The sequence below is a fragment of the Marinifilum breve genome (assembly GCF_003202155.1).
Lineage (GTDB): Bacteria > Bacteroidota > Bacteroidia > Bacteroidales > Marinifilaceae > Marinifilum > Marinifilum breve.
Genome location: NZ_QFLI01000012.1, coordinates 79,755 through 92,069, shown reverse-complemented (window position 1 = coordinate 92,069; position 12,315 = coordinate 79,755). Strand labels below are relative to the sequence as shown.

Here is a 12,315-nt window from a genome sequence, read left to right as displayed (position 1 = left end):
GTTTTATGCCAATATTATAATGACTATTAGGAATAAATGGCAAACCCAAGTGAGTGTTTATGAGGAAGAGTATTCTTATTTTCTTGTTGATTATAATTTCGGGAGTTTTTAAACTCTCTGCTCAGCGTGTACACTCTTCTCAATTCTATTCTATCCCATTATTGTTAAACCCAGCACTTACAGGTAATTCCGATTATAACCTTCGAGGAGGAATAAATTATCGTAATCAGTGGAATAGTGTTACCATTCCTTTTGTTTCTCAGTCGGTTTTTGTAGATGGTAAATTATCAACCCAATTGCTAAGTTCATCTTGGATTGGAGTTGGTGGTATGATTTTTAATGACAAAGCCGGTGATGGGGGATTAAAAACTACCCAGGTAATGTTTGCATCTTCTCTTAACAAGAGTTTGAATGCAGGGAATACACTCTTTTTACATGGAGGTATTGGAGTTGAAATGATTAACAAATCGGTTGATCTTAGTAAGCTGACATTTGGTGAGCAATTGGAAGGAGGAGAAACTGGAGAGGATTTTATTTCTCAATCATTATTCTATATGGATTTTTCTTTGGGAATGCAGATGACTTATTTCAGAGGAAAAACCAAGTATTTCTTGGGAACTTCTGTAAATCATATCAATGAACCAAAAGAATCATTTTATCGATACGAAAGTCAGGATATCAACTATAGTACCAATAACCTTAAAAGACGATTTGCACTGCACGCAGGTGCCGAAAGTAGGATTAGTCCAAGAATGTATTTCAAGCCTGAAATCATGTATACTACCGAGAAAAATGCCAATGAGTGGATTGCTGGTGCCAACTTCATGACTTTGTTTGGAAACAGGGGCAACATCTTCCACTATGGATTGTGGTATCGATTTACCCAGGATATAATTCCTGCATTTGGTTATGAGAGAAAGCGATTAAAAATCATGCTAACCTATGATATCAACGTTTCAGACTTACAGGTAGCATCATCCAGTAGAGGAGGTTTAGAGGTGTCTTTAACCTTCAATTACAATTACTCAAACCCTAGAGAAATTCGCAAGCTTAAACGTCGCCAGAAAGTGAAGAAACTAGGCGATAAGGCTATTTCATGTCCGAAGTTTTCTCACGAAGACTAAAAAGCAATTGGCAATTAATAATGATCAATGAATAATTGGGATAAAATTGTAAATCCCAATTAAAATGATTGTCATTTTTTAACTTGATAGCTTAAATGCTTGAACTAAAAGGATATTATTAATTTTTAATTGATCATTGTTAATTGACTATACCCTGTCTTTCTTAATGTATTCTTTCTTTTTCTTTACTACCGTTTTGCCTTCTACAACAATTACAATTTCACCCTTAACGGTTTTAGAACTAAAATGTGCGATCAATTCGGTAAGTGTACCTCTTGCATTTTCTTCGTGCAACTTGGTCAACTCTCTCGAAACAGAAGCTTTTCTTTCTTCGCCAAATACTTCAGCAAATTGCTGTAAGGTTTTTACCAACCTGTGAGGAGACTCATAAAAAATCATGGTTCTGCTTTCTTCTGCCAATTCATTTAGCTTACTCTGTCGTCCCTTCTTTTGAGGAAGAAAACCTTCGAAGCAAAACCTGTCGTTAGGCAATCCAGAGTTTACCAAAGCAGGAACAAAAGCTGTTGCACCAGGCAAACATTCCACCTCAATTCCTTGCTCAACACAATGTTTAACCAGGAAATAACCAGGATCTGAAATTGCAGGAGTACCAGCATCCGATATCAGGGCAACCGATTCGCCAGCTAAAATTCTGTTGGCAATATTCTCGGAAGTTTTGTGTTCGTTAAATTTATGATGAGACAAAAGAGGCTTACTAATTTCGTAGTGTTTTAAAAGAAAACCAGAGGTTCTGGTATCTTCTGCCAAAATTAAATCGACACTTTTTAAGGTATTAATAGATCGTATGGTCATATCCTCCAAATTACCGATTGGAGTAGGAATAAGGTATAATTTTGACATTTCTTAGAATTTTCTTTTAGTAAGTTCCATAAACTGAATTACCGTAGGATTTTCGAAATCCCAATTGGTGTTGTTCTTAAAGTGTTCTTCAAGAACACTAAAATTACTTGTTTCGTTAATGAATTTGATACTGGAATTGTATGCTTCCGTATTGTTTTCAAACAGCTCGCGAATAAATAAAAAACGATCGTTAATACCAATAGCAGTTTGGATATCGCTGAGCTTATCGTTGATTAATTTTTCACCAATTACTTCTGTTGATTTTTTTTGCAGTTGGTCATTTAATATTTCGTCGGTTTCAGTTTTTTCTTCCTTTGAATTTTCTGAGACTGTTACTACAGTTTCCACTTTTTGTTCTGTAGAAATTTCTGGTGTAGTTTCAGGTTCAGCTTTTACCTCAACAGTTACATTGATTAGCTCGTTAACGGCTTCCTTTTTTTCTTCATGTTGAATCACTTTGGATTCGCTACTTTCAGCACTTGGCAATTCAACTTTTACCTCTTTTGGAGTTGAAGAATTTACCTTGGAAAAACCATCCTTCATGAATTCAAATTCTTTTGAAAGACTTTCAATTCGATCCGCTAAAAGATTCAAACCTTTATTCAGATCATCAGGATTGTTCTTGAAATGATTCAATAGGTTTTGAATTTCCTCTGTTTTATTTTGGAGCAGCTGAAGTAGTAATTTATGATCCATGTTAATGAGCTTATTATTGATTTAAATTAAATCTATACAAAGAAACGAGATTTTTTTGATTTGATTGTTTTCTCTCTGCTAAGATTCTTTTCCTATTTTTGTATATCGATGAAACAACCATTTGAATTTTTAAATAATCACATTACAATGTCATTTACACATTGAATACTTTCCAAAAGCAATTGGATTTCAATGATAAGTGGCACAAAACTACCTAAACTATAATTGATGTTTCTTGAAAATGATATAAACAGAGCTGGTCGACAGGGATGGATTGAGGTGATTGTAGGGTCGATGTTTTCTGGTAAAACAGAAGAATTAATCCGTCGCTTGAATCGTGCTAAGATTGCGCAACAGAACGTAGAAATTTTCAAACCTCATATCGATGTTCGTTATTCCGAAGATGAGGTGGTATCGCACAACTCAAACTCTATTCGATCAACTCCGGTAGAAACCTCTGCTAATATTTTACTATTGGCCAGCAATGTTGATGTTGTTGGTATTGATGAAGCCCAATTCTTCGATGAAGGATTATCGGATGTTTGCAACGAATTGGCAAACCAGGGGGTAAGAGTGATTGTAGCTGGCTTGGATATGGATTTTAAAGGAAAACCATTTGGTCCAATCCCAAGCTTAATGGCTCGTGCTGAATATGTAACCAAAGTGCACGCAATATGTATGCGTTGTGGAAATTTGGCCAATTACTCTCACAGATTATCAGAAGCTGAAAAACTGGTTTTATTGGGAGAAAAGGACGAGTACGAACCACTTTGTCGCGAGTGCTACACCAAAGCCATTAATCATACCGAAACAAAATAGTATTAAATGAGATCTGAACAATTGTATTCCATAGGATTGATAGCCCAGATTGTTGATGGGAAAATAATTGGCAATGCCGATTATGAAATTCAATCCATATCAATTGACAGCAGATCTTTATACTTGCCTGAGGAAACTGTGTTTTTTGCCATTGTGGGCGATCGCCACGACGGTCACAAATACATCTCAGACCTATATCAGAAAGGCGTTCGGGCTTTTGTTATCAGTAAGGATGATATTAGCCTAAAACAATATACAGATGCTTCTTTTGTTTGTGTAGAGGATACATTAAAAGCACTTCAGACACTTACAGCCAGACATCGCGAACATTTTAATTTTCCTGTTATCGGGATAACCGGAAGCAATGGAAAAACCATTGTGAAGGAGTGGTTGAATCAGGTTTTGCAGAATACCTACCGAGTAGTTCGTAGCCCTAAAAGCTACAACTCACAGGTTGGAGTGCCATTATCGGTTTGGAATTTGAATACCAATGCGAATTTGGGAATTTTCGAAGCGGGAATTTCACAGCCCGAAGAAATGCAGCAATTGGCCGATATCATTCAACCAAGTATTGGTGTTTTTACCCACCTTGGCGAAGCACATCGTGAAAACTTTGAGAACAAAGAGCATTTGTTATCCGAAAAGTTAAAGCTGTTTGCATCTTGCAAAAAGGTGGTGTACTGTTCCGATGATGCATTGGTGGTGAATTCTTTTGTGGTAAACCTTGAGCCAAATCAGGAGCAATACACCTGGGCCAGATATAAGCATGCCTTTTGCCGAATTTTAAAGGAGAAAAGGATAGGCAATCGAACTCATATTACCATTCAGATTGGAAAAAATACCAGTGAATTTGTAATTCCTTTTACCGATCGTGCCTCTGTCGATAATGCCATTACTACCTATGTTACCGCATTGGTGCTGGGCATTGACGCATTGGATTTGAAACAGGAAATGCTAAAGCTCGAGCCAGTTGCCATGCGATTGGAAATTAAAGAGGGTTTTGGCAATTGCACTTTAATCAACGACTATTACAATTCCGATTTGGGATCGCTAGAGATTGCTATTGATTTAATGAACCGACAGCAAATCGATAAGAAAAAATGCATCATCCTATCGGATATTTACCAATCGGGATACACCGATAAGCGATTGTACCGAGCGGTGGCAAAATTGGCTGCCAAGCAAAAAATCGATCGCATCATTGGAATTGGCGAGCGCATATCCATGCAGGCCGATTTGTTTGACGATAATGCAGTATTCTATCAGGATACCGATTTGTTTCTGTCGCAATTTAATCGAAGCAAGTTTCACGATGAGGTTATCCTGATAAAAGGAGCCAGGGATTTTCACTTCGAGCGAATATCGAAAGCCTTACAATTTAAGGCACACAGAACCGTTCTCGAGGTCGATTTAAATGCCATGGTGCACAACCTGAATTATTTCAGATCGCTGCTTAAACCGCAAACCAAACTTACCGTAATGGTAAAGGCATTCTCTTACGGAAGTGGATCGGTAGAAATTGCCAACCTTTTGCAGTATCATAGGGTCGATTACCTGGCAGTTGCCATTGCCGACGAGGGAGTGGAGCTGCGCAATGCAGGAATCAACATCCCAATTATTGTGATGAATCCCGAGCCACATAGTTTCGAAACCATGATTGAGTACAATCTGGAACCCGAAATTTACAACCTGAAAATATTGCACGAATTTCAGCAGGCTTTGCGCAAAAATGTGGCTAAAAATTATCCCATACACATAAAGCTCGATACCGGAATGCATCGCATGGGTTTTATGCAATCGGAACTCGACGATTTAATTGCGCAAATTCGCAGCAACGATCATTTCTATATCCGATCGATATTTTCGCATTTGGCTGGTGCCGATGAGGAGCAACACGACGATTACACCCGTCATCAAATACAATTGTTCAAGCAATGGAGCGATACAATACGCCAGCATTTTTCTTATGCCATCGATCGCCATGTGCTAAACTCGGCGGGAATTGAACGTTTTGCCGATGCGCAATTCGAAATGGTGCGCCTGGGCATTGGTTTGTATGGTGTAAGTGCAGTGCATCAGGATAAGCTGATGAATGTAAGCACACTTAAAACCACCATCTCGCAAATTAAAACCGTATCGAAAGAAAATACCATTGGTTACGGGCGCAAGGGCGTGCTCGAAAAAGATACCCGCATAGGCGTTATTCCAATTGGTTATGCCGATGGTTTCAGCCGCAAGCTAAGCAACGGCCATGGCAAGGTGTTGGTAAACGGCAAGCTTTGCCCTGTGGTTGGCAATGTGTGCATGGACATGAGCATGATAAACCTTACCGATGTGGAGGCCAAGGAAGGCGACACGGTTACCATTTTTGGCAACGATTACCCGGTAAGCCAAATGGCCGAGCAGCTCGATACCATCCCTTACGAAATACTCACCACCGTTTCGCGCCGTGTAAAACGCATTTATCTTCAAGAGTAACTCCTGATATTCCCACTCAAGTGGGATTATCAGTAATAAAATACCATCCCATTGATAATCTCACTTGGAGTGAGAATATCAAAATCAACTTATTTGAGGGTGTTACCATTTATTTTAATGGTGTTCCCCTTCGGGTCGGGCTATCCACTGCAAGTCCTCGCTTCGCTGCGGGCTTTCCGCTTCTATCCCTAACACAGCTGCAATATCATCGTCATTAATTGATAATTTACCATGCAAATCAATTAATTTCTGCTATTGCCTTAGATAATATCCCTTTCTGCTTGACTTTCTTTGTCAACCAGTTATTCATTTCCGTTGATCGCTTAAAGAAGAAATGTTTCTAAAAGTAATCTATTGATAAGATGTTGAAATTTAGTGGTATGTATATGTGCTTGTGATTTTATATTTTATTATGTAGCTACAACGGAAAGCTTCAACCGAGCAGCGGAAGATTGCAACCGAGCGGCGGAATGCTTCAACCGAGTGGCGGAAAGCTTCAACCGAGTGGTGGAAGATTACAACCGAGCAGTGGAATACTTCAACCGAGCAATGGAAAATTGTAACCTTTCGGTGGAAAATTTCAACCGACTAGCGGAAGTGCACAACCGATCATCGGAATATTACAAACAGATAGCGGAATGGCATAACCTTTCACCGGAAAATCATAAACAGTTACCTCATGTGAATAACCAGTTGGTAAGGAATGTTAAAATGTAGTCGGAGCGATATATTATATGAATAATTAGGAATAAAACTAGGTGGGATATCTATAAATGGTGAGGCTAAAAAACTTTTCCACAAAAAAAGAGGCGCTGTTTCCAACGCCTCCTCAATATTGTTTTTAAAAGTTAACCTAATTTACTGATTCTATCAAGACGCACCTTGTCTAGTATTTTAATTTTTCTTCCGTCAATAGCAATAACGCCTTCGCTGGCAAATGTCGATAATGTACGAATTGCATTCGAAGTTGTCATGTTCGATAGGTTTGCAATATCTTCTCTCGATAAGTAAACCTTAATGGTTGCTTCGTCTTCTTCAAATCCGTATGTATCACGAAGGAACAATAACGATTCAGCCAATCTACCGCGAATGTGTTTTTGGGTAAGAGTAATGGTTCTGTTGTTCGAGAATCCAAGCTCGGTTGACAACGAACGAATAATACTCAATGCCAATTCAGCATTCGAACGAAGTAGTTTAAGAATTAAGTCGTAGCTAACTGTACAGGTAATTGAATCTTCGATAGCAACTGCCGATGCAATGTTGTTCTCTTCGGCAAATAAAGCACGGTATCCAATAAAACCAATTGGCTTAGCCATACGAACGATTTGTTCACGTCCGCCAACTCCTTCTTTAAAAATTTTAACTTTCCCTTCCGATAAACAAATCAACCCAATAGGTCTTTCACCTTCTTTGTAAATGTATTCGCCTTTCTTGAAAAAAGAGCAAGTCATATTGGACTTTAGTTCTTCTTTCTCGGACGGAGCAAGAACATTGAATACAGAGTTAGGGTTATTAATTACTTCTCCACAAATCGTCTCTCTTGACTTTCTTTCATTCTCAATCATTACAATAATCGGATATGGTTATAAAATATATACTTGCATGTTTTAAAACAGTTCAAATGTATATAAATGAATTTAAATGGGAAAACGAATAGAGAAAAATATCGTTATTTAGACGATGTTCGACAGCATACGTTTTTATAGGTGTTTCTACCCATTTAACTGTGCTTTGCTACCAATGGAATTTTACGACCAAAGCCGAAAGCCTTAGATGAAACGCGCAATATAGGTGGCGTTTGAAAACGCTTGTACTCATTCATGTTTACCAAACGGATTGCTTTTTCAACTGTTTGTTTCTCAAAACCATCTGCAATTATTTCTTTCGATGACATATTTTTTTCTATATATCGGTACAAAATACCGTCCAAAACATCGTAATCTGGCAATGAATCAGAATCTTTCTGATCTGGACGCAATTCTGCTGATGGTGGTTTCACAATTGTATTTACCGGAATAATTTCCTTGTCTTTATTCATGAACCAAGCCATTTTGAACACATCTGTTTTGTACACATCACCCAAAACAGATAATCCTCCGTTCATATCACCATAAAGAGTTCCGTATCCAACGGCTGCTTCACTTTTATTTGATGTATTTAATAATATGTGGCCAAATTTATTGGATAAGCCCATTACCAAAGTACCGCGGATTCTGGCTTGTATGTTCTCTTCGGCAACATTAAATGGCAAGTCGCCAAAGCTAGGTTTTAGTGCTTTCTGAAATTCTGAGAAAATTTCCTGAATATTTACAATTTCGTATTCAATACCTAAATTTTCCGCCAAATCAACCGCATCTTTAATCGAATGGTCCGATGAAAACTCAGAAGGCATTAGTAAAACGCGAACATTTTCTTTGCCCAATGCTCTTTCTGCAAGTACTACAGTTACTGCAGAATCGATACCACCAGAAAGACCCAAAGTTGCTTGTTTAAAGCCCATTTTACCAAAGTAATCTTTCAGGCCAAGCACCAAAGCATCATGAATTTTTTCGATATAGTCGACTTCAGCACTTTCAAGAGCTTTGTCTTCGATCTTATTCATATCCACAACCTGGTAATCTTCTTCGAAATATTTAAGTCTGCAAGCCACATCACCTTTCGAGTTCAGAACCATCGAATCTCCATCGAAAATCAATTCGGTGTGAGCTCCAATTTGGTTCACATAGATAATAGGTAAGTTGTATCGCTCTGTGTTCGACTTTAGGATGTTTGTTCTTAAATCCTTTTGATTGTATGAAAATGGCGAAGCCGCAATGTTTACTACAAAATCAGGATTCAGCTTGTTCAGTTCCTCCATAGGAGAAATGGTGTAAAGCTCCGATTTTGCAAAATTGTTATCGGTTGGCTGTTTTTCCCACAAATCTTCGCATACGGTAATTGCGATTTTCTGGCCTTTGTATTGTACCAACGAGAATTCTGTATTTGGCTCGAAATATCTGTATTCATCGAAGATATCGTAGTTTGGCAACAAGGTTTTATTGTGAATGCTTTCTACTTTTCCGTTTGAGATAAAGAAAGCCGAATTGTACAAATTCTTGCCCTTGGTATTTGGATTGATTGAAGGACCACCCACTACTGCCGCAATATCAGTACAAGCTTCAGCTACTTTTTGCAAAGCATCCTGTGTTCTTTCAATAAAATCTTTTCTTTCTAATAAATCTTTTGGAGGATATCCGCAGATTGCCAACTCCGAAAATACTACCAAATCAACATTCTCTTTTTTTGATTTCTCGATTGCAGAGATAATTTTCTCGGTATTGCTTTCGAAATTACCGATATGGTAGTTTAATTGGGCTAATGCTATTTTCATGCTTATATGTATTGTCTCGAATAAACTTTTTGATGCCCGATTGAGGCAATGGCAAATTTAGTTATAAAAAGGGAATGATTCCATTGTAAATTAAGATATCCACACCTCAAAACTGAAGAAATCTTTTTCTTTGAATTATGCTTTGTTTATTTTTGAGTTTCATAAATGTAAAATTGCTTACAAAATCCTTAAACTGATAAAATATATGCAGCACCTACAAAGAATTTCAACACTATTAATGTGTATGATAATTTTATTCTCTTGTAATTCGAAAAAAACACCTAACGTATCACATATTTCTGTAGATCTTAAAATTAAAAGATTCGATAAGGATTTATTTGTATTAAAGGAAACTCAAGATTTTGCTCAGTTTAAAAACGAATACTCCGATTTTCTTCCCTTGTTCAGTTACAAGGTAATTGGTTTGGGTAATCCTGATGATCCCAACTATATGGATTACCTGAATAAATTTTTGGAAGATTCAACCATGAATGAGGTAGCGCAAAAAGTGGCTGAAGTATTTCCGGACCTTTCGAAAGATGAGAAGGAGTTGGAGCAAGCATTTAAATATTTAAAATACTATTTCCCAGATAGAAATGTCCCTGAAGTTTACACGCAAATTTCAGGATTTAATCAGTCGGTGGTGGTAGCCGAAGATTTAATAGGAATCAGTTTGGATAAATACCTAGGGGAGGATTGTGAGTTTTATTCTTTGTTGGCAACTCCAATGTATGCAAGGAAGAATATGATTCCCAAGCGTGTTTCGCAAGATGTTATTCTCGCATATGGATTAACCGAGTTTCCTTTTACACCCAAGACAGATGATCTAATCAGTAATATGATCTATCAAGGAAAAATCAGATATTTCCTGATGCAATTAATGCCGGAAAAATCGGAAGCAGATGCAATGAAATATACTCAAGAACAATTGGATTGGTGTAAGGAGAGTGAAGATTTGATTTGGGGATACATTATTGAGCAAAAGCATTTGTTTAATACAGAATATCGTACCATTATAAAGTATATTAACGATGGTCCTTTTACGCCAGGTATGCCACAAGAATCTCCATCGAAAACGGGAATTTGGGTTGGTTTGCAAATTGTAAAAGAGTTTATGGAGAAGAACAAGGAATATACTCTAAGCGATTTGATGAAGGAAAACGACTATGGAATGATTTTGCGTAATTCATCTTATCAGCCATAAAAAGAATTTATCTTATTTGATATGAAACTTGCAATCATTCAATTCGAACCTAAGTTTGGGGATTTGCTTCAAACAATTGAAAAGTTAAAATCGCTACTGAAAAAGGCTAAAGAAGCGGACTTGGTTGTTTTGCCAGAGTTGGCCAATACGGGGTATAATTTTGATTCAAAAGAACAGGCTTTCAATTTATCCGAGACAATTAATGAAAGTGTTTTTCTAACATTTTTAAAAGATACCTGTAAGGAATATCAATTTTCTGTGGCAACAGGTTTTTCTGAAATAGAGGGTGAAAAGTTATACAACTCCTCGGTGTTAATTGATGAAACTGGAGTAAAATCTGTTTACAGAAAGTTGCACCTTTTCATGAATGAGAAAAATATTTTTGAGCCAGGAAATATAGATTTATTGGTAATAGATTACAAAGGAATAAAATTGGGAATGCTGGTATGTTTTGATTGGATGTTCCCTGAAGCCTGGAGGAAATTGGCATTGCTAGGAGCCGAGTTGATTCTTCATCCTTCTAATTTGGTTTTGCCATATGCGCAATCGGTTATTCCATCTTACTCATTGGTAAATAGAGTATTTATTGCTACTGCAAACAGAATAGGAACAGAGAAAGAGCTTACCTTTACCGGACAGTCGATTATTACAGGCACTAAAGGAGAGGTGTTGGCAAGAGGAGGGCTTTCGGAAGAAATTCTTATGGTTGAAATAGATCCTAAAAAGGCAGAAGATAAAATGATTACTCCCTTAAATGATGCATTTAAGGACAGAAGAACGGACATTTACGAATAACACAAATACATGAACACAACAAACATTGACGATCAAAAAAGAAAAATCAGAAAAGAGATTAAACTGATGAAGCAGGATTACTCTTTAAAACAGCGTAAGGAAATGTCGGCTCCTATTCTTGAGAAATTGGAGGAATTACCTGAGTTTAAGGAGGCGAAAACAGTGATGCTTTATTGGTCGATGAGTGATGAAGTGTTTTCGCATGATTTTGTTTGTAAATGGGCCAGCAAGAAGAAGGTAATTTTGCCTTGTGTAAAAGGACAAACTCTGGATTTAAAAGTGTTTAAAGGAGTTGAACATTTGGTAGAAGGGGAGAATTATGGAATTCCAGAACCTGATGGGCCAGTATTTATGGATGAAGATGAGATTGATTTGATTCTAATTCCTGGTGTTGCTTTCGACAAAGAAAATAATAGAATGGGAAGGGGGAAAGCATATTACGATCGTCTTCTTCAATCGCTAAGTGCATTCAAGGTTGGAATTTGTTTCGATTTTCAAGTTTTGGACCATGTCCCAATCGATGAGCATGATATAAAAATGAATTGTATCGTATATTAATAGCAATAAAAAAGCCAGTGATCTGATCACTGGCTTTTAAATATCGGTTATTCTGCGATTATTCAGCGTGAATAGCTTCTACTGGACAAGCGTCAACACAAGTACCACAATCAGTACAAAGATCTGCGTCGATTACATAGCGCTCATCACCCATAGAGATAGCTTCAACAGGACATTCCCCTTCACAAGAACCGCATGAAATACAGTCGTCGTTAATTACGTAAGCCATTTTATTTTAATTTTAGTGTTAATACTAATGCAAATGTAATATCATATTTTTTAAAGCTAAAACAATTGTTGCAGTATTTACGCTATTTTAAAAGAGATTAAATAATGAACAATAACAAAATATCAAATCTAATTTACAGTATTAAAGATGATTGGGTCTTTTATTTTTACAATTAAATCAG

The 12,315-nt window shown here is 37.1% G+C and carries 11 protein-coding genes; 6 read left to right on the top strand and 5 right to left on the bottom strand.

Annotation, left to right across the window (positions count from 1 at the left end; genetic code table 11):
• Positions 1–59: 59 nt before the first annotated feature.
• Positions 60–1,124, top strand: coding sequence for a PorP/SprF family type IX secretion system membrane protein (locus tag DF185_RS20555; RefSeq protein WP_110363191.1), 1,065 nt, complete (start codon positions 60–62; stop codon positions 1,122–1,124).
• Between the two features lie 147 nt (positions 1,125–1,271).
• On the opposite strand, the gene rsmI is transcribed toward DF185_RS20555, so the two are convergent.
• Positions 1,272–1,985 carry a 16S rRNA (cytidine(1402)-2'-O)-methyltransferase gene (gene rsmI / locus DF185_RS20550; RefSeq protein WP_110363189.1) on the bottom strand — a complete coding sequence of 238 codons (714 nt, stop codon included), beginning with the start codon at positions 1,983–1,985 and terminating at the stop codon, positions 1,272–1,274.
• 3 nt (positions 1,986–1,988) lie between these two features.
• Positions 1,989–2,681 (bottom strand): DUF8457 domain-containing protein, encoded by a 693-nt coding sequence (locus DF185_RS20545; RefSeq protein ID WP_110363187.1) that lies wholly within the window; start codon positions 2,679–2,681, stop codon positions 1,989–1,991.
• A gap of 228 nt (positions 2,682–2,909) precedes the next feature.
• Between DF185_RS20545 and DF185_RS20540 the strand changes: the two genes are divergently transcribed.
• Positions 2,910–3,500 carry a thymidine kinase gene (locus DF185_RS20540; RefSeq protein ID WP_110363185.1) on the top strand — a complete coding sequence of 197 codons (591 nt, stop codon included), beginning with the start codon at positions 2,910–2,912 and terminating at the stop codon, positions 3,498–3,500.
• Between the two features lie 6 nt (positions 3,501–3,506).
• Complete coding sequence (locus DF185_RS20535) at positions 3,507–5,978, top strand: bifunctional UDP-N-acetylmuramoyl-tripeptide:D-alanyl-D-alanine ligase/alanine racemase (RefSeq protein WP_110363183.1); 2,472 nt, start codon at positions 3,507–3,509, stop codon at positions 5,976–5,978.
• Positions 5,979–6,826: 848 nt separating this feature from the next.
• Here DF185_RS20535 and DF185_RS20525 read toward each other — a convergent pair.
• Positions 6,827–7,543, bottom strand: coding sequence for a Crp/Fnr family transcriptional regulator (locus DF185_RS20525; protein ID WP_110363179.1), 717 nt, complete (start codon positions 7,541–7,543; stop codon positions 6,827–6,829).
• 155 nt (positions 7,544–7,698) lie between these two features.
• Positions 7,699–9,348, bottom strand: a complete 1,650-nt coding sequence (locus DF185_RS20520) for an NAD+ synthase (protein ID WP_110363177.1) — start codon at positions 9,346–9,348, stop codon at positions 7,699–7,701.
• Positions 9,349–9,592: 244 nt separating this feature from the next.
• Between DF185_RS20520 and gldB the strand changes: the two genes are divergently transcribed.
• The 3 genes from gldB to DF185_RS20505 are packed head-to-tail and all read left to right on the top strand — an operon-like array spanning position 9,593 to position 11,905.
• Positions 9,593–10,552, top strand: a complete 960-nt coding sequence (gene gldB, locus DF185_RS20515; RefSeq protein WP_165836086.1) for a gliding motility lipoprotein GldB — start codon at positions 9,593–9,595, stop codon at positions 10,550–10,552.
• Positions 10,553–10,573: 21 nt separating this feature from the next.
• Positions 10,574–11,347, top strand: a complete 774-nt coding sequence (locus DF185_RS20510; RefSeq protein ID WP_110363173.1) for a nitrilase-related carbon-nitrogen hydrolase — start codon at positions 10,574–10,576, stop codon at positions 11,345–11,347.
• A gap of 9 nt (positions 11,348–11,356) precedes the next feature.
• Positions 11,357–11,905 (top strand): 5-formyltetrahydrofolate cyclo-ligase, encoded by a 549-nt coding sequence (locus tag DF185_RS20505; RefSeq protein ID WP_110363171.1) that lies wholly within the window; start codon positions 11,357–11,359, stop codon positions 11,903–11,905.
• 58 nt (positions 11,906–11,963) lie between these two features.
• On the opposite strand, the gene fdxA is transcribed toward DF185_RS20505, so the two are convergent.
• Positions 11,964–12,134, bottom strand: coding sequence for a 4Fe-4S ferredoxin (fdxA, locus tag DF185_RS20500; RefSeq protein ID WP_083464674.1), 171 nt, complete (start codon positions 12,132–12,134; stop codon positions 11,964–11,966).
• Positions 12,135–12,315: the final 181 nt, after the last annotated feature.

Coding starts and splice junctions, on each gene's coding strand:
- fdxA (WP_083464674.1), bottom strand. CDS start 12,134: ATGGCTTACGTAATTAACGACGACTGTATTTCATGCGGTTCTTGTGAA.
- DF185_RS20510 (WP_110363173.1), top strand. CDS start 10,574: ATGAAACTTGCAATCATTCAATTCGAACCTAAGTTTGGGGATTTGCTT.
- DF185_RS20555 (WP_110363191.1), top strand. CDS start 60: ATGAGGAAGAGTATTCTTATTTTCTTGTTGATTATAATTTCGGGAGTT.
- rsmI (WP_110363189.1), bottom strand. CDS start 1,985: ATGTCAAAATTATACCTTATTCCTACTCCAATCGGTAATTTGGAGGAT.
- DF185_RS20535 (WP_110363183.1), top strand. CDS start 3,507: ATGAGATCTGAACAATTGTATTCCATAGGATTGATAGCCCAGATTGTT.
- DF185_RS20505 (WP_110363171.1), top strand. CDS start 11,357: ATGAACACAACAAACATTGACGATCAAAAAAGAAAAATCAGAAAAGAG.
- DF185_RS20540 (WP_110363185.1), top strand. CDS start 2,910: ATGTTTCTTGAAAATGATATAAACAGAGCTGGTCGACAGGGATGGATT.
- gldB (WP_165836086.1), top strand. CDS start 9,593: ATGATAATTTTATTCTCTTGTAATTCGAAAAAAACACCTAACGTATCA.
- DF185_RS20545 (WP_110363187.1), bottom strand. CDS start 2,681: ATGGATCATAAATTACTACTTCAGCTGCTCCAAAATAAAACAGAGGAA.
- DF185_RS20520 (WP_110363177.1), bottom strand. CDS start 9,348: ATGAAAATAGCATTAGCCCAATTAAACTACCATATCGGTAATTTCGAA.
- DF185_RS20525 (WP_110363179.1), bottom strand. CDS start 7,543: ATGATTGAGAATGAAAGAAAGTCAAGAGAGACGATTTGTGGAGAAGTA.